13 protein-coding genes are annotated in these 19,611 nt (G+C 41.7%); all 13 read right to left on the minus strand.

What is annotated here, in order from left to right; translation table 11 throughout:
- Positions 1-22: 22 nt before the first annotated feature.
- The 13 genes from DC498_RS22840 to DC498_RS22895 all read right to left on the minus strand — a co-directional run bounded on the left by DC498_RS22840 (position 23) and on the right by DC498_RS22895 (position 19,331).
- On the minus strand, positions 23-1,051 hold the full coding sequence (locus DC498_RS22840) for a family 43 glycosylhydrolase (protein ID WP_116876472.1): 1,029 nt from the start codon (positions 1,049-1,051) through the stop codon (positions 23-25).
- Positions 1,052-1,242: 191 nt separating this feature from the next.
- A complete protein-coding gene (locus tag DC498_RS22845) occupies positions 1,243-2,409 on the minus strand; it encodes a cellulase family glycosylhydrolase (RefSeq protein ID WP_116876473.1) in 1,167 nt (388 codons plus the stop codon).
- A gap of 98 nt (positions 2,410-2,507) precedes the next feature.
- The gene (locus DC498_RS22850; protein WP_116876474.1) at positions 2,508-2,855 is read right to left on the minus strand and encodes a cupin domain-containing protein; all 348 of its coding nucleotides are present in this window, start codon (positions 2,853-2,855) and stop codon (positions 2,508-2,510) included.
- Between the two features lie 146 nt (positions 2,856-3,001).
- A complete protein-coding gene (locus DC498_RS22855) occupies positions 3,002-4,204 on the minus strand; it encodes an aldose epimerase family protein (protein WP_116876475.1) in 1,203 nt (400 codons plus the stop codon).
- Entirely contained in the window at positions 4,197-5,231 is a 1,035-nt protein-coding gene (locus DC498_RS22860) for a LacI family DNA-binding transcriptional regulator (protein ID WP_116876476.1), read from the minus strand. Before DC498_RS22860 ends, DC498_RS22855 begins: the two co-directional genes overlap by 8 nt.
- A 40-nt stretch (positions 5,232-5,271) precedes the next feature.
- Positions 5,272-7,314, minus strand: coding sequence for a beta-L-arabinofuranosidase domain-containing protein (locus DC498_RS22865; protein WP_116876477.1), 2,043 nt, complete (start codon positions 7,312-7,314; stop codon positions 5,272-5,274).
- Between the two features lie 23 nt (positions 7,315-7,337).
- Complete coding sequence (locus tag DC498_RS22870) at positions 7,338-9,788, minus strand: glutaminase family protein (protein WP_116876493.1); 2,451 nt, start codon at positions 9,786-9,788, stop codon at positions 7,338-7,340.
- A 498-nt stretch (positions 9,789-10,286) separates the two neighbouring features.
- Positions 10,287-11,396, minus strand: a complete 1,110-nt coding sequence (locus DC498_RS22875; protein WP_240628079.1) for a glycoside hydrolase family 43 protein — start codon at positions 11,394-11,396, stop codon at positions 10,287-10,289.
- 38 nt (positions 11,397-11,434) lie between these two features.
- Positions 11,435-11,569: a hypothetical protein gene (locus DC498_RS26675; protein ID WP_255415864.1), complete on the minus strand. Its 135-nt coding sequence runs from the start codon at positions 11,567-11,569 to the stop codon at positions 11,435-11,437.
- Between the two features lie 70 nt (positions 11,570-11,639).
- Positions 11,640-13,475: a glycoside hydrolase family 2 protein gene (locus DC498_RS22880; RefSeq protein WP_116876479.1), complete on the minus strand. Its 1,836-nt coding sequence runs from the start codon at positions 13,473-13,475 to the stop codon at positions 11,640-11,642.
- Positions 13,476-13,578: 103 nt separating this feature from the next.
- Complete coding sequence (locus DC498_RS22885) at positions 13,579-14,289, minus strand: DUF3823 domain-containing protein (protein WP_116876480.1); 711 nt, start codon at positions 14,287-14,289, stop codon at positions 13,579-13,581.
- Positions 14,290-14,300: 11 nt separating this feature from the next.
- Positions 14,301-16,202, minus strand: a complete 1,902-nt coding sequence (locus tag DC498_RS22890) for a RagB/SusD family nutrient uptake outer membrane protein (RefSeq protein WP_116876481.1) — start codon at positions 16,200-16,202, stop codon at positions 14,301-14,303.
- Between the two features lie 21 nt (positions 16,203-16,223).
- Complete coding sequence (locus DC498_RS22895) at positions 16,224-19,331, minus strand: SusC/RagA family TonB-linked outer membrane protein (RefSeq protein ID WP_116876482.1); 3,108 nt, start codon at positions 19,329-19,331, stop codon at positions 16,224-16,226.
- Positions 19,332-19,611 lie beyond the last annotated feature (280 nt).

Below are 19,611 nucleotides of genomic sequence, written 5' to 3' on the forward strand. Positions count from 1 at the left end.
CATTATTCTAAAAGCAAAATCCCTAAGGCAACCAGAAATCGAAATCAGCTCCCGGATCGCAGGTAAGCCTGCCATTTTCTTCTTTTAGCTCTGCCACCTGTATGGAAGAGCGGCGCATACTATATGGAACATTTCCATTGCTGTCTAAAGGTGATGCTGTATGCTTTTTGCGGCCTGGATGTGTAAAGTAAAAAACATACGCTTTATCATTTACCACCACCACATCTCCATGCGCTCCTGAAGGTGTGTCATCCGGGCGGTTACTCAGTCTGTCTAATATCACACCCTGCTTTTCCCAGGTTTTCATATCTTTTGATTTGTATACCCGCATGCCTGCCCACTCATCGGTAAGCAACCAATAAAAATTTTTGAAGTAAAACAGTTTAGGCCCTTCCTGCCGGCTTCCGGGAAATACGGGCTTGTTATTGATTTTCCATTGCACCAGGTCTTTGCTCTCTGCCATGAACATATTGCCATCGCTATTGTTGTGCTCGTCTTTATACATCATATGCCATACGCCATCAGGTGTTTTAATTAAAGACGGATCAATGATCTTATCAGAAGTGAGCGTAAGATCACCTATGCGTTTCCAGTTCCACAGATTGGTGCTTGTATAATGCACAAGCCTTGCCTGCCCGCCCCAATGATTACGCATCCCTTTAATATATGTAACGAACATATGATACAGTCCTTTATCAAACACAATATCAGGCGCCCAAAAAGTATTCTGACCTTCCTCAAAATCCAGGGATAAAGCACCCTTATATACCCAGTCGTGGCCGTTATCAGCAGACACTGCAACACCAATTGAAGTGCCGTAGCAATAAGCCACATCAGCACCTTCCATATTAGCCCGTCGCTGCGTGTAGAGCATCCACCAGTTTTTCTCTTCCCTGTTCCATATTAAAACAGGATCAGCAGGACCATCATATACCGGGTCGCGGTATAATGGTGCCGGCGCCTTACGGATTTGCTGTGCGAAGGAACCCTCACGGTAAAGTATAACCGAAATAAGCAATAATATTGTATGTAAGGCTTTTGATACTTTCATTTTGATAATACAGCTTTATTTAACCGCTAGCAAGGAAGTATTACCGGGAAAAGCTGAGATAATTACAGTGCTGCTTCATAATGCCGAATAGCGATATAAACGTACAAGAGTGCGATGCAACAGCAGCATAATAGCAGCAATTAAGCCCGGTTCACAAATATTATTCGGGAACCCGTGCGCCATTACAATTTTTATCTTCCGGTAAGTTGTTTTATCAAATCAACTTCCTCCTGCTTATATGGTTTGCCGTCTTTGTGGAAAATATCGTGAAACCATATAGGGGGTTCGCCGGTATATGCTTTTTTCCAGCTATCCCATGCATATTTGGTTTGTGATTTTCCATCAACCAGTCCCCAGTTGTATGCGGCAACATTGTACTTTTTTGCTACAGGCAATGAGCCCCGGAAAGTGCTTTTGTTTCCTCTTGCCATATACTCTGTGCAAAGCAATGGGCGACCATAGCGTTGTAATTCTTTGATATTTTTTTCGAATGATGCACTATCGTCATAGTTATGAAAAGAAATTACATCTGATTCTTCGACCATTAACGTCTCAATGGTTTTTAATTTTTCAGGTGCAGACCAATCGCCGGACCATAACCCTGCGGTAAGCGGTTGCCGCGGATTAACAGAGCGAGCCCACTCATATACTTTCTTCAATAGCATTTCAACAATCTGGGGTTTATTGGCGGGTTCCATTTTCCTGTAATATTCATTGTTCATATTCTCGGGTTCATTCCATACATCCCAGCCTAATACGCGATCATCTTTTGCAAACTTTGCTACCACTCCTTTTGCGTATTGCTCAAGGCGTGGATATTGTGTGCTATCCAGCAACGCATCTTTACCCGGATTTTGTACCCACCCGGAATTATGCACACCTGGTTTTGGATCGCGTTGCTTACCCAATTTTGGATAGGGATCCCAAACAGAATCGAATAACACAAACAATGGTTTTATGCCATGCCTGGATGCAATCTGCAGAAATATATCCATGCGTTGTAAGAACCCTGCAGCATCCTGCTGGTATAATAAATCGTGCAGGTATACACGAACTGTATTCATGCCGATTGCCGCGGCCCAACCTAACTCACGGTTAATAGTAGTGGTATCAAATGTTTCTGCCTGCCACATTTCTAACTGGTTGATGGCTGTGCTGGGCAAAAAATCGCAGCCTACCAGCCAGCCCTGTTTTGCATACCAGGCATTGGCTTCTTCTTTCGTCCAAATGGTTCTTTCCTTTGCAGCAGGGATTGAGTCTGCATCAGTTTCTGCTTTTTTATCAGCATTGCCGGCATCGCAGTTTTGCAGCAGTATCGCCGCAGCACAGATAAAAGGCAGGTACAATAGTTTTTTCATTGTTGTATTTGTTTAAGCTATCAGCAATCAGGCATCAGCTATTAGCGCTGCAACCTTTTAGTTCTTTATTTTAGAAGTAATAGGTTTTAATATCTTCATTATAAGAAATCCTGGCGTGCAGGAGAAAACACATCAATCAATATTCCATCTTCTTTACATACTACTCCATGCTCAATATCTGATGGTGCGAAATACACATCTCCTTCTTTTAGTTCACGTATATCACTCCCGATTTTTACTTCAAACACACCTTTACCTATATAGCTCATTTGCAAATGCGGGTGATGGTGCTCTGCCCCTATAGCTCCCTTATCAAACTTCACCTTAACCAGCATTATATCATCAGTATAGCTCATTATTTTTCTTGATATACCTTTTTCAACCTCCTGCCAGTTTGTTTCCCCATCGGCAACCAGGGTTTTATTTCTAAGGAAGTCAATGTTCATTGCTGATAATTTTTTTCACCGCCCTGAAGGGCGGTGTAATTCATGCCTGGTTCATTTTCCTTCTGCAAACTACTCTTTTGTCACTCTTGCTCATCTCTCACATCTATTTTCTCACCTCTCACCATTCCTCATTCACCATTGCCTATTCACTTCTTCACTCCAAACTTATACACTGTTGTTGATGTATATTCCTTACCCGGTTCTATTACTATGGAAGGAAAATTTTTCTGATTGGGCGCATCAGGAAAATGCTGTGTTTCCATACAAAATGCCGTGCGGTAATCATCTTTAGCGCCACTCTTGAAGCTGTTTTTGCCACTCATGAAATTACCTATATAAAACTGTAACCCGGGTTCTGTTGTTAATACATTCATTACAATACCAGACTGATCACCGGTTACTTCAGCGGCGTCATGCAAAGCCGGGCCGGCATTGGCAAGCGCAAAATTATGATCATACCCACCACCATTTTTTAATTGAATATTATTAACCGTATCAATTCTTGAACCGATAGCGGTTGGTTTGGTAAAATCAAAGGGCGTGCCGGCCACCGGCTCCAGCTTTCCTGTAGGAATTAATGTTGCATCAACCGGTGTATACTTATCTGCATTGATCTGCACCAAATGATTCAATATAGTGCCGCTACCCTCACCATTCAAATTAAAATAGGTATGGTTGGTAAGATTAACAACCGTTTTCTTATCGGTAGTTGCTTTGTAATCAATCCTGATTGAATTATCAGCACCGAGTGTGTAGGTTACATTAGCGGTAAGCGTTCCGGGATAACTCTCTTCACCATCTTCTGATACATAAGAAAGCGAAAGCGTTGTGTCGTTGGGTTGTGTTGCATCCCAAACTGCTGCGCTGAATCCTTTGTTTCCGCCGTGCAGTGAGTTGGGTCCGTTATTGGTTGCCAATGTATACTCCTTACCATCTAAAGTAAATTTGCCTTTTGCTATGCGGTTACCCACCCTGCCGATCAATGCGCCAAAATACGCATCGCCGGGACCCTGGTATTCCTTTACTGTTTTAAAGCCAACAGCAACATCCGTTGGATTGTTATTTTTATCAGGCACTACAATACTAACAATCCTGCCGCCATAATTGGTGATGGCCACACAGGCTCCGTTATTATTCTTCAACACATATAAACCGGTAGTCTTGCCATCAATAGTTTCCTCAAACGATTTTTTCTCAAGAGCACTTACACATGTTGTAGCAGCATCTGCCGTGGTTTGTGATGCGGCGGCAGCATCTGAAAAATCTGTTTGCTGCGATGTATTGTTACATGCGAATAAACTTATGGCTGCCATCGCTATTAAACCATGATAATTAAACTTTTTACTCATCGTCATTGTTTTTTATTTTTAAACTCGATTCACGGGAAACGAGCTGTGGTTCCAATACCAGTTTACGGGCATACAGCGCATCTTTGTTTTTGCTGTTGAGTATTTCAAAAAAAAGTTTTGCTGCCTCTTCGCCCATACGGCCTGTTTGCTGGTTTACCGTGGTTAAAGAAGGTGTAATATACTCACCAAAAGCTTCATTGGCAAAACCTGCTACAGCAATATCATGGGGAATTTTTTTACCTGCCGCTTTAATTGCCTGGATAGCGCCCAATGCGGTAAAATCTTCTACGGCAAAAACAGCATCAGGATCTCTTTCCAGCAATACCTGCATACATTCTTTGCCAGACTGAATACTGACTTTCCCATATACGATCAGATCATCTTCAACAGGTATATTGTACACGTTTAATGCATCAATATAACCCCGCAACCGCTGGTTAAATATAGCAACATGCTGCTGTCCGCCAATATGCGCAATACGCCTGCAGCCCTGTTGAATTAAATGACTGGTTGCCGCGAATGCGCCGCGGTAATCATCTACTACCACACTCGGCACGCCAAGTGCATCATTGGCACGGTCAAACAATATCAACGGCACATTTCTCTTCTTTAATGCAGCGTAATGATCAAGATTGATGGTTTCCTTTGAAATAGACGCCAGAACCCCTTCTACTCTTGATCTTAAAAAAGTTTCAATCCCTTTCTTCTCAAATTCATATAGCTCATTGGATTGATAAATGAGTACATTATAACCATTATTACTCATTACCTTCTCAATACCGTGAATAACAGAGCCGAAAAAATTTATCTCCGCACTCGGAATAAGTACACCAATAATTTTAGAACGTCCGGAGCGAAGTGATGCCGCAATAGTATTAGGCTGATAATTAAGCCGCTTTGCAGTTTGTTTCACTGCTCTTCTGGTAGACTCTTTAACAGCAGGGTGATCATTCAATGCTCTTGAAACGGTAGCAACAGCTATCTTCAATTCTTTGGCAATATCATTAATGGTAACAGACTGCTGCATATTGGTACGATACTATATAGAATGAAACATTTATATAATTTTACCTGACCACCGGGAAAGCAACGATTCTTACCTTGGTACACCCAAAAGGAACAAGTGTAATTTTTTCTACCTGCGGATTTACTTTACCCATATATAAACCATCTCTTGCTGTTACAGGCTGCGGCGCTACATCATTCACAATTTTCCAATCAGGAATTCTCTTTGCATTCAATTTTATTTCGACAGGTGCATTTACCAGGTTCCAGATAAAATTGCCGGAAACAGGTTTTACTTCAGTTACGTCAACATTTGCAGCAGGGTCTTTTACTATTTGTTCAACTATACCATAGTTCCAATCACCTTCCGAAAAAACATTAAAATAATCGCCTTCAACTTCCTCCTTTTGCTTTTCCCATCTTTCTCCAAGTTTTAAAGCATACACCAATGGTCCTCTTTCTATAGCCCTCGAGTTCTTTCCCCAATTGGAAGTTGTAACGGTCATGGGTAATTGTAATACAATTTTATCACCATTCTTCCAAAGCCTGTTAATCGTTATTACCTGTCCGCCTTTTTCCTTTCCCAAAGGCTCTCCGTTCAATGTAATTATTGATTCATTGCACCAACCGGGAATACGTAACACAAACGGAAACTGTACTGCCTGCTTTGTATGCATGGTAAACTGAATATTATCACTAAAAGGATAATTTGTTTCTTCATCAATCGTCACTTCTGTTTTTGAAGCACCTACTTTTGCCTTAACAGTATTAGGACTATAATGTAATGCAGCCAGTCCATTTGCAGGTGTAGCATACCATAAATGTGTTGTAAACTTCGTCCACCCCTGGTGCATGTTTGCTAAACAGCATGTATAACCACTACGCATCCCCAATACATTATTCATTTCCCTGTTAAAGGGTAAAGAAAAGTTGAATACTCCTCTTTTGATATTCACCTGATTGGCAATCTGAAAATATTGTTTGTTATTATAATCGTCCGTTGTTTGAGGAGGTAAGGCATTAAATGTCATTCTCTCCAATGCATCCATATAACGATGATCCCCGGTTACAGCAATAATATGCTCTAATGAAAACATGGCTTCAACGGTTGCACAAAGTTCTGTACCCTGGGTTGGATCGTTACCATGCAAATCTTCATCCGCTGAAAAAATACCCATTGGTAACCCATGCAGGGTCATCAGATCGTTAAAGCCGGTTTGCAGTGCTTTAATATATTTTGCATCACCGCTACGCTGGTATTGAACAGAGGGGTCTTTCAAAGCCATGGCAACATTCACTCCATGCCTTGTCATCCATCTATCACCGTTCTGATAAGTTGCTGCATTAATCACCCAATCACGATTTCCCAACCATTCACTCCAGGCAAAACTTTGCTGGTGTACCTGCTCAGCGAGTGTCAATAAATTCCTGTCTTTGGTAATATTATATAACCATTGAATGATCATTTCATTATCAGTGCCGCGAGAAGTTGCCCACTCTGTCCACTTGCCTATATTGCAGGCAGCGAGTGTTTGGCGTTGATAATTGAAATACAAATTCATTAATTTTATTACCCGCATGTCGTTAGTGGCAGTATAATATTGCTGCAATACTTTAAGCATTACCATCTTTGGCCACCAATCCTCTCCTTTATCGCAATCATTCACAGAAATCTTATTTCCTGTTTCTCTCTCCCATTTGGTAACAGGTCCAAAATATCCTGAAGGTCTTTGATTTTCAATTGTCCAGTTAATGTATTGCAACACTTTTGTTTTCAAACGTTCATCATCCAACAGGTAAGCCAATGGCACAGCACCGTCAAGCCAGTATGGTGTTTCCTCCCATGCATCACCTTTGCCACCAAGCCATCCATTATCAATCTTAATTTTATCATGTACTTCATCAAGATGCCCGGTTGTACCATTGTTCATTATCTGCAACTGGTGTAATAACCACCCCTTAGGCTTAATAGCGCCTACAGGTAACTCAATATATTTATCTGCTACCGGTGCAGGGGGTTTTGTGCCATTTGATCGTGCAGATACCATTAATACAAAAAAAGATAGCGTACAACTGTATATACATCTTACCATTAACTGTTTCATTTGCTGCTACCAGTTTATATTTATTATTTATCTAACAATTTCATAAAATATCCTCCAACCACGCTCCTTGCCTGGAAACCCACCTGCTTACCATCAGTTGTTTCATGCCAATCGCTCAGCGGCACGCGTGTAGGCGTTTCTGTTATATACTGATATACTGGTTTTATCAATGCGTTAAAATCATTGCTGTTGTCTGCTAAAGTAGCAGTCCATATAATCCAGTCTGACTTGGTATAGGTTTTACGGCTATCCAGCGGCAAACCATATTTGTTTTGTTTGGTGAGGTAGTATTTAATCTCCTTATTATATACTGCTTTCGGAAAAAGTTTTAGTCCAAGAATTTTATCCCATACTAAATTATACTTCTGGCTCCAGGTTCCTTTATTATCGAATGTAAGCGCATAGTGATCGCCATCATTTGCAAGCTCCATCCATTTGGCTACCATTTCAGCAGCGCTTTTCCTGTAGAATTCAGCCGTATCTTTTTTACCCAATTGTTCTGCCAGCATTGCATAAGAGCCTAATGCAACAATGGCTTTTACAGAGAGATTGGCATTACGTGCCAAATGCCCTGCAAAATCATCAGTACACAATTGATTTGCCGGATCAAATCCTTCTTTCAGTAAATAATTTGCCCAGGTAGATAAAGTAGCCCAGTGTTTTTCTGCATATTTCGCATTCTTCTCTGCTTTAGCAATAGCCGCTGCAAGAATAACCATATTACCGGCTTCTTCCACAGGCATATCTTCCGGGTATGTTTGGCCGTTTGCCAGGGGGTAGGTCCCCAGGTCGTGCGCTGCAAAAGGCTTTGCCCATTTACCGCTTTCACTGTAATAAAAAATACCGTTCATCATCCCTTTCAACAAGTCCGGGTTATACGCAAGGTATAAAGGTGCGGAGGGATAGGTAAGATCAACCGTATTGATTGATCCGTTGCTGTAATTTTCTTTCGACAGAAACAGCAGGTCTCCCTGCGGGCTTTTCACTAATTTATGTGCGGCTATACTTTGCCGGTAGGCAAGCACACAAAGGCGTGCATAATCTTCACCGCCGGCTTTCAGCGCATCATTATATAATTTAGTATTCCATTCTTTGCATTTTATAATTACCGGGCCGTAATCTGTAAAAGCTTTCGACAACTCCTTTTCAATGGTTGTGTTTTTTCCATCTTTCCACCAGGGCAAAAGATTTTGCCCGAAGTATTGTATGGAATACAGATCATCATACCCGATCATCACGATCTTATTCACTATTTCATTGCCTACTCTTCCAAGAGAAATAACGGAGTTCAGCATGAGTTGTGTTCCTTCTATTGAACCTGTATTAGCACGATAGGTATCATTCAAAAAAGCATTGAACGCACTTTTAACCGGTGTAATATATTGTACAGCCCTGTCTTTTGCAGGTATTGCCACATACATATACCCCCAGTCAATACGAAGATCATCTCCTTTCTTTTGCAGTACGGGTTGTTCTTTTGTTCCTGCTTTCAGGATATTCAGTTGCCCGGCAGTATAACCATTGGCAACTACAGTTTGCGAATTATTATTTACCGCAAGCGCGGTAGAAGCGCCCAAATATAACGAGGTTGAATGCGCAGCCCCGTCATTTGATTTAACTTTTACTGACACATAAGAAACCGGTCTTGCCAGCAGATCAGGGTTTTTGATCAGCAATGGAGAAGTAAATGTCAGCTCAAGATCGGTAGCACCACAGGTAAAATTATATGTAGTTTGTGTAGCATCAATCGTTACTTTTTTTTGCTCAGCCTGCTGAAGCAATTTGCTGGTAATATTCTTAGCTTCTTTTACAATACCTGCATCAAGCCAGGCACCGCCGGCTGTATTGGCCACATGTATTGCCAGTACATTCTTACCTTTCAACAGTTTATTTTTTATCTCATTGTCAATCGGCAGGTAAATGAATTTGTTCGTCCATCCGGAATGTTCATATACTTTTTGTCCGTTCAGGTATATTTCCACATTGTCGTCATGATGAAGTTTTAAGAAAAGCTTATCTGCTGTCAGTTCGCTTATATTAAAGGTCCGGCGTGCCCATATATTGTGCGACTTCCATAAAGTTTTTACGCTTGATTCATCATCACCAAACGGTGCGGCGCCTTTCTGCCAGCTTTTATCATCATAGCTTATGTTAGTCCAGTCACCCTGCGGTTCTGTTTCGGTATACATCATATCATAAGCTTTTTCATCAGAAGCCGGAACAACAGCATCATATACTTTTTCAACATCTCCCAAAAACTTATAAAACTTTCCGTCAACTTTAAGAATACCTACCAGGGACTGATCCTTTCCTGTCCAATGTTTGGTAGGCGAGGCATTTATAGAATCAGTAAAAGACCATATACTCAGATAGGGATCATGTGTAATAAGCGGATAAGCGGGTGCCCGGAAATTTTGTGCAGACACATAAGACAGGAGAAGTGAAAAGGTGAAAAATAAAATATTTTTTTTCATATAATAGTGTGCCAATTAGTGTATATTTTTTTGAGACCGGCTGCAGATCACGCTTCAGCGTTCCTTGCCACGCTCGCTTGTACTACATATTTCTATGCAGCTTTTATCGAAGCGTGTAATGAGCTCATAAAACACTATCTGCTGCGAGGACTGCTTTTCCCGCCGCAGCATTCTTTCAACTCAAATTTCTATCCGGGTGGGATCGCCATGACGGCGATGGTGTCTAGCATCTTTAAACCTATACGGTTTGCCGGGCAGCATTGCAGCGCTGCAAACCTTACAGGTTTTAGAGTCCCTCCGCCGTAATCTTTTTAGCCGCCTCACCTCCCTTCCTCCTCAGCCTATCCCTCCTTCTCCCTTTCCCCGGGAAAGGGAGCGGTGCTGCATATCTTTAATGAACTATATATCTCCCATTTCAACTATGGTAATTCTATGCTGCAACCGCTCTACAGGTTTTTGCTTTTTAGCATCTTCGAAAAACAGGCCTCCGTGCTTGGATCACTTCCCTTTCGGAGCGGCGGGGAGGGGCTTCTTCTCTGATGGTATTGCTATCTCTGTTCCTGTTTTTCCAGGCTCACCAAACACCGGGAATCCATCACTGCTCCATGAAAATTTTTGTGCCCTGGGCGAACGGAATTTTCCGCAGCCCTGCCCGGGTTGATCATTGGCGTGGTATAATATCCAGTCTTCTGTACCATCAGGTGATTTAAAAAATGAATTATGCCCCGGGGCATATACACCATTTTCCTTTGATTGTTTAAAAACAGGCTCAGCATGTTTCTTCCACGCTGACGCATCAAGCAAATCGTTTTTCCCTTCAAACGTTAAAACACCCAGTGCGTAAAAATCCGTCCAGCAACCGCTGGCGGAAAATATAATGAACAGCTTATCCTTGTTCATCAAAGCCTGCGGACCTTCATTCACATTTACATGCGGCGGATTATTCGCGTCATTCAGATCTCCATGTGTTTCCCAATCGTAAGTTGGTTTGGAAATACAAACCCTGTTTCCCTCTATAGTCCATGGGTTTTTCAACTTCGCGATATAAATATTCTGCTGCTCATTTACATCACCCTCCCATCCGCTCCATATCATATACCATTGCCCTTTGTATTCAAACACGTCGCCGTCAATCGCCCATTTATCAGAAGGATCAGCAACCTTTCCTTTGAACTTCCATTCACCTTTCATGGGATCAGGAGATTTATTTTCCAGCACATACATGCGATGATTGTTGTTATTACCATCATCTGCCGCATAATAAGCATACCACCTGTTGTTAATGAAAATTATTTCCGGCGCCCATAACTCTTTTGAATACATAGTACCGGCAGGCGGAGTATATATGGTTTTGTATTCAGCATTTTTCAAATCAGCAAGATGCCTGGTTTTCCATAATCCTATCCTGTTACCGAGCGTGTTAGTATAGTAATAGTATCCATCTTTATAAAAAGAATAAGGATCTGCGCCAGAAGGAAGGAGTGGATTGGTGAAGGTTTGCTGTGCATGCAGATGCAAAGGGCAGAAGGATGCGAACATCAAAAGAAAAGAAAGCACGATGCACCATCTTAGCAGTAGAATATTTTTTTTCCTCTTCTCTATCGCCATAACAATCAGGTTAGAAAAAGTATTGTCATATATCTGTATTAAGCTTCATAGCCTTCAAATTTGTCCTCACCCAACCCCTCTCCATACAATGGAGAGGGGCAACGCTGCATATCTTTAATAAGCTTTATACCTTCCAATTCATCTATAGTAGTGATATGACCAACATTCAGCAACTTTACTAATTACCAACACCTCACAGAGCCGGCCTTTCTGCTTTGGCCTCCTCTCCTTTGGAGAGGATTCTTACTGATACAACTGCCTGTGTACCTGTTGCGCTTTCTCCACAGGTATCTTCAACACTTTTCTGTCGTACGTAAAGAAACCATTGGTCTCAATTTCCACATCCGTTGTTTGTGTATATACCGCGGCTGATAAGCCCATCTTTATCAGCTTAGGAAGCCTGTTTATAAATTCAGCATATTTGTTAAACAGCTCATCTTTATTTTTAAAGCTCTGGTATCCCCAGTTCTTGGTATCCTGCCAGGTATGTCCTTCCAGCGGCAATCCCAAGCCACCAAATTCGCCCAGTACCAAAGCCTGCGGTTTATCTCCAAATACTCTTGGATCAGGCATTTCGGGGTCAGGATAATGGTGGATATCGAGTATATGACCAGAGCCAAAAAAATTGCCCCCACTTGATTCATTTACCAAACGTGACGGATCCATCTGCATAGTCCAGTCTACAATTTCTTTGGTTTTAAACTGTCCCCAGGCTTCATTAAACGGAACCCAGGCTACGATAGAAGGAAAATTATGGCATGCATCCATAATCGCTTTCCATTCTTTACGATAAATTTCTTCCGATACCGGCGTACGGTCTTTATCTAATTGCCGTCCTGTTATTTGTCCGGCACGCATATCCCATGCGTTACCACCCATATCACCACTCGGCATATCCTGCCATACCAGTATACCCTCTTTATCACAATGGTAATACCAACGGGCGGGCTCTACCTTTACATGCTTGCGGATCATGTTAAAGCCAAGTTCTTTGGTTTTAACGATATCAAACTTTAAAGCTTCATCTGTAGGAGCGGTATATAATCCGTCAGGCCACCAGCCCTGGTCAAGCGGACCGTACTGAAACACAAACTGGTTATTCAGCATCATTCTTGAAATACCTTCTGCATCTTTTGCCAAAGATGATTTACGCATGGCAAAATAGCTGCCCACCTCATCCACCACCTTACCTTTACGTATAACCGCTATTTTAAGATTATACAAGAAAGGAGATGCCGGTGACCATAATTTTGGGTTGGGAATATTCAGATCAATCAATGTATTTGCTGTACCGGAAACTTCCGCCACCAGTTGACTGCCATCCCAGGCACTAGCCTTCAATTCATCGCCTGCCGCCAGGTTCAATACATTTACTCCTAATGTAAGTTTTTTGCTGTCAATATCAGGTGTTTGCCTGGTGGCAGCAATATAGGTTTGTGGAACACTTTCAATCCAAACCGTTTGCCAGATACCTGTAACCGGTGTATACCAGATACCTTCCGGCTTTTTAACCTGCTTACCGCGTGGCTGTGGTCCTTCATCAGAAGGATCCCAAACCCTTACAGCTATTTCCTGGCTTGTTCCTTTTTTAAGAAGATCAGTAATATCAAATGAAAAAGGATCATAGCCTCCCTGGTGATTGCCGGCTTTTTTTCCGTTTACAAACACATCAGCTGCCCAGTCAACCGCACCAAAGTGTAATAACACCCGGCCTTTTCTATATGTCAACGGCACATCAATTTTTCTTTTATACCATAGCACATTATCTTTTCCCACAGTTTTGCCTACACCGGATAGGGATGACTCAACGGCAAAAGGCACTAAAATATTTCCCTGGAACGCCGAGGGGAATTCCTCCACATCCTGTCGCGGTTGTATATTATATTCCCATAGTCCGTTAAGATTAATCCAATTGTTACTACGGGTAAGTTGCGGACGGGGATATTCTGCCAGCACATTCGCCGGGTCAACTTTTGCAGCCCACTCTGTTGAAATTTTTCCTGCAACCGGCTGCCATTGAGATTGGGTAAAACCTGTTACACTCACAAAAAACATTAAAAACAAAAAGGAATACTTCATCAGTAAAATTTATATGTTTCAGAATAAAAATGTTACCCGTTCAAGATAAGAAGAAAACAGATGTAAGTGATTGATGACGGCGTTTACTTCTTTTATTTCTTCATTAAAAATCCAGGCGCTGTATCCGGGAAAAAATCATATCTTCTATCCCCTCTATCTTTAAGCCTATACGTGCAAAAACATAACTTTGAGTAGCCTGGTTAGCCGGCATCTCAATATTTACTTCCAGGTTTACGGAAGAAAGGTCGCTGATATCTCCGCCATTTATACTTGCTGAACCAATATTGTTTGCACCTGAAACAAACTGTGTTTTATTGATGTACAGTGTAACTCTTTCAATATTTTTTGCGTCTGCATCAGTAATGATCTTTTCTATACTGAATGATGCCTGCGTTTTACCACCCGAAACATTAAACTGTGCTCCTCTTATCATATAATAGGGCGTAACATCAATATTAAGGCTGGTATTGCCCTTTACTGTAACAGCAATGCTATCCGGGGTTCCGGCAGATAATTCTTTCCAGCGGAAAGGTCCCTGCCCACCAGGGATTGTAAATTTATAATCTCCGTCAAACAGCAAAGAAGAATATGTACCATCCTGCTTAAAAGAGCTGCCAATAGGACCTACTTTTCCAAAACCATACTGGAAGAGCTGATACGGTACCCGGTCATATTCAACAAATACCGTATCCTTTACGTACAATAATGCACCGCTCAGCATGGAGGATGGCGCCTCATAATTATCTTTCTTGCATGATAAAAACAACATACCTGCCAATGCAGCTATCGTTATATGTTTGAATAAATTTTTCATGTGTAATTTTTTTATTGATTAGGTTGTCTTACAATTTTCGGATTGTTCGCTCTTACGTCATCACCAATAAATGTGTAATAATTACCCAGCTGAAAATTATTGGCGCCGGTAACAGAAGGCAGTAATACAATTTTATACAACCATTTTTCATGATTAGGATTGCCGGGATTATAATATTTATACGGCCATAAAGAATATGGCTGTGTGCTTCTTTTTTCAGCATCGCCGATATTAGCCAGCAAATCAGCTTCCGTCATTTTATTCCCATCCCATCTTTTGGTAGCCAGCCTCCAGCGTTTCATATCAAAGAATATATGTCCTTCAAACGCAAGCTCTACACGACGTTCATGCACAATTCTGTCGAATGTAATATCGCCGGCGGCAAGCGGAATTGTTAAGCCGGCTCTTGCCCTTACCTGGTTCATATAATCTGCTGCAACACCCGCCTGTCCCAATTCGAATGCAGCCTCTGCAGCATTCAGTAATACTTCGGCATAGCGATACCGTTGAAAAGGCACTTCACTGTTTGTGCCTCTTGAACCGGCTCCGGGCGTAGGATCAAGATATTTGCGGATATAAAATCCTGATTGCGCGGTAAATTCTTTTCCGGGCACTGGTCCGTCAAACCCTACTACCTGCACCGGTGTAGTTCCACCTGGCAATGTTTTCTGAGCACCTCTGTCATCGCCGGTTACAATAGTTCCATCGGCAAGCTGGTAACCGGCCCATATATCTACAGCCCTGCCTTTAAAGGTTGAACCAGGTGTAATAACAGTTCCGGCCAAACGGGCATCTCTTCCCGAAAAAATTTCGGTAAGGTTATTATAGAATATTGGATTGCCGGAACCATCTTTTACCGGTAACGGTGCAAAAGTATTGTCTAGTTTTTCAAAAGCCTCTACCAGGTTGAGAGAGGGATTGATGCGTCCGCCTTCTTCTTCTTCAGCGCCATAGCGAGGCTGATTCCAACCTGTGAAATAATGTACTTTACCGCTTTTAAGTTTAAAGTCTTCAATGAAAATTGATTCAGGATTACTTGCCTTATCCAAAAATACACTTGCGAAGTTTTCTGCCAGGTCTGGTTTAAGTTTATACAGCGCATACCCCCCGGCTTCGCCATCAATAATTGCTTTAGCGGCAGTTAATGCTTTAGTATAGTAATCATTTGCCATTGAAGCAGGAATACCCACTTCACCACCGGGCAGTGATACCTGCGGCGTTGAAGCGCCGTATTTTGCTATTGAACCTGCATATAATGCAGCTCTTGCTTCCATTGCCAGTGCAGCGCCTTTTGATGCACGGCTTTTTTCTGTAGCATTTGCCGGCAGATCATCTTTTATTGCTTCTGCTTCTGATATAATAAAGTCATACATTTCAGATTCCTTTGCGCGGGCATGTTGCAGGTAAGTGGGGTCACCTTTTAAATCATATATCAAAGGTTCTGTTATCAACGGTACACCACCTACTCTTTTTGTCATTTCAAAATAATAGTTCGCACGCAAAAATCTTGCTTCAGCCAAAAATCTTTTTTTATCCCCTTCCGTTAATGCAGGGGCTGCCGCACATCTTTGCAGGAACAGGTTAAGCTCTCTCATATAAGCATAAGCATCAAACCAGTTGAAGCCCCATTCGCCATAACCCCATCCATTACGTTGTACAATATTCACTCTTCCATTTTCAGAAGGGAAACTCTCACTGAAATCTGCCATAGTAGCCCAATCCTTAACAGTACTGAAATCCATCTGCCTGTTATATAAATTGGCAAGAATAGACAGCACCTGTGCCGGGTCAGAAAATGCCTGCTCATTATCCAGTATAGATAGTGGCTGCACATTTATAAAATCCTTATCTTTTTTACAACTGCTTATTGCCGTAGTTGCTGCAAGGGATAAATATATGATTAACTTTTTCATACGCTTTTGAGTTCGTTAGTTTTAAAAGGAAAGGTTAACGCCAAAATTGAAGACTGTACTTTGCGGGAACTGCAAGCCATTCTCGTCATTTACTTCAGGATCCAATTCAAACTCTTTCAGGTTGTCAATCGAAAACAGGTTGTACACATTTGCATAAATGCGTGCACGCTGCATTTTTACTTTGCTTATCCAATGAGAAGGAAGCGAATAACCCAATTCAATAGTTCTGGCACGCAGGTATTTCAGGTTGTGTGCCCAATAGCTTGACATCCTGTTATTATTACTGTGCCCGGATTCATTAAACCTGTTGGCCGGATACTTGCCCGGTATCCACTCGCTATTCAAATCATACATATCAGTCCTGTGCCAACGATCCGTAAAAATGGTATTAAGGTTTCCATCGTTCTGAAAAGCCCATCGGGTTTCCCAATCCTGATACCAGGAGTATCCTGCTCCACCGGAGAAATCAGCAGTAAAATCAAAACCTTTATAAGCCAGACCAATGCTCAATCCATAATTTATATTAGGCAGACTTCCTCCTGCATAACCAATAGGTCTTTGATCGTAATCATTGATCATTCCATCATTATTAAAATCTTTGTAGATCAGATCACCGGGAAGTAATGTGCGGTTACCCTGTCCGTCAATATTAACAGGGTATTTGTTGATCTCTTCAAAAGACTGGAACTGGCCAACCACTTCATACCCCCATGCAATTTTTGTATAGCGGTTTACGCTTGAGTTGCGGTACTGATCCCATGAGTTAAAGAAAAGAGGATTATACCGTTGAAGGAATTTAGATCTTGAGTAAGAAACATTACCGCCTATTCTTATTGCAACATCCCTCACCTGTCCGTTATAGGCGAGTGAAAATTCCTGTCCATACTGCGCATCACTTTCCAGGTTTTCCATCGGTAATGTATAGCCGATTTCAGAAGGAACCAGCACATCATTTTTTGCAGTGATCAGGCCTGAACGCTTGCGGTAGAAATAGTCAAAAGTACCTGTCAGCTTATTGTTAAACAGAGCAAAGTCAACACCAACATCTGTCATCCGGCTTTTTAACCAGGTTATATTGGTAGTAGGTACACCCCTGTCTCTTGAGCCTACAACAGCAATACCATCCAGTATAGCTATCCCCTGGTTATAATCATACCCTTCAATATACCTGAATGCACCAAGCCCCAGTCTCGTACCATCGTCACCCAATATACCATAAGATGCACGGAGTTTGATATCGCTTATCACCCTGGAATTGCCCAGCAGGTTTCTCACAAAAGATTCCTCTGTAATACGCCACCCGGCAGATACTGAAGGAAAATAACCTACCCTGTTATCCGGAGGAAAGATATAAGACGCATCCCTTCTGCCTGCAACTTCCAGGAAGTATTTGTTATCATAGCCGTAATTAAATCTTCCAACATATCCAATTCTCGCTTCCTTGCTATCTTCATCTGTATATGTATCAGCAGTATTAAAATAAATCAATGGCAACGCGTTACTGCTGGGTACAGAGTGTATCCAGTTGCGTATCCTTGAGTTAGAGATCCTTTCATTCACGAACGTCACGGCTATATCATGTAAACCAAATGACCTTTTATAATTTACCTGTAACTGCGTGGTAATATTATTTTGTTTTACCTGGTTTCTTTCGCGCCACGGGTTAGTGCTACCGCCGGTATGTTTGTAAACATCATCTACTGCATCATAGGTATAGGTTTTATAAGTAAATTCCTGGTTGTTCATTAAATTATCGGCAAGATAATAGGAATACATACCGTTTATTGATAACCCTTTTACCCAGGGAATGTCATATTCCGCGGTAAAGTTGGCCTGTAATACACGCCAGTCATCTTTTAATTTACCTGCATTTTTATAATTAAGATAAGCCCAGTTTGTTTCATTATGTTTGATGTCATTCAGGTATTCAGGATTATCATTAGCATACGGCCGCTCCAATGGTGTGTTACGCAGGATGGCAAAACGCGCCAGCCAGTAATCATCACCACCAGGCACACCCGGGTTTTCACGGGTTTCTATTCTTCCATTGATCATCATACCTACTTTTAAGCCATTCGCTACTTTAGCATTTACATTACTCTGGATATTGGTTCTTTTAAACAGGTATTCCCTTCCGAGCGGAGAGTTTTGATACAGGTTTGTTGCAGACAAATAATAGTTCAGTTTATCAGTACCACCTGTAGCATTCAGGTTAAATGAATTGATGGGCGCATTAGGTTTGATGATAAAATCTTTCCAGTTAAAACTCTGGTACCCGGGTTCTGTACCCTGTTTGTATTTCTCAATCTCTTCTGGTGTAATGGTAGTAGAGCCATAACGGTTAATTTCCGCTTCGGCCCTGTAGCGCATAAAATCATAAGAGTTGGTTAACACATCAGGAAAGCGCATCCAGTTCTGAAACCCTACATACGAATCAAAATTGATGCGGTTGCCACTATTCAACCGCCCACGTTTGGTGGTAACTACAACAACACCATTTGCTGCACGTATACCATAAATAGCGGCAGAAGCATCTTTCAGCACAGAAATACTTTCAATATCATTTGGCGCCAGGTTATTAAACTGCCCGGCATCCTGCTGTATACCATCAATTACAAATAAGGCATCGCCCATACCACGTATCTGCACATTGGCAGAAGCGCCGGGTCTGCCATCAGGCATCCTGAAACTTACACCGGGTAATTTACCTGCAAGCACTGTACTCACAGTAGAGCCGCCATGTACCCTGCTGATATCATCAGCAGTTACCGTAGCTACGGAGCCTGTAAGCGATTGCTTTTTCCTGCTTCCATAGCCCACTACCACCACTTCCTCCATACTGGTATTGGAAGCCTGGAGTGTAATGTTCAATGCAGCCTGATCTCCTACTTTTCTTTCCTGCGACACAAATCCTACAGAGGTAAATACCAGCACCGAATTCTGAGAGGCCACCGCAATACTGAATAAACCTTCTCCGTCTGTAATAACAGAACGCTTCTTTCCTTTTTCGGTAACAGTAACATTGGCAATACCATTGCCTGTGCTATCTGTTACCTTACCGGTAACATTAACCGGGTTGCTTTGAGAAAAAGAGATTTGAGAAAAACAAAAAAGGATTGCAAAAAGCATTGTTATCCTTTTAATTGCCGATGCAACGTTATGTGAGGAGACATAAATCTGAGCGCATCGCCTGGCAAGGAAATTTTCACTCATATGGCAGTTATTATTTTAAAAAATAAAATGGAATCGTTTCCATTATTTTGTCGATGTGAAGAAAAAAACATTTTACCTGTTATACTGTTTCATCTGTCTCATAATTTCTTCAATTTGTATCACCGGCAATATTTTATTTACAGGAATAAACATTTTCTCTTATACCATTTACCTGTATAATTCTATTTTTGTTGAA

Source organism: Terrimonas sp. (assembly GCF_003075435.1).
GTDB lineage: Bacteria > Bacteroidota > Bacteroidia > Chitinophagales > Chitinophagaceae > Agriterribacter.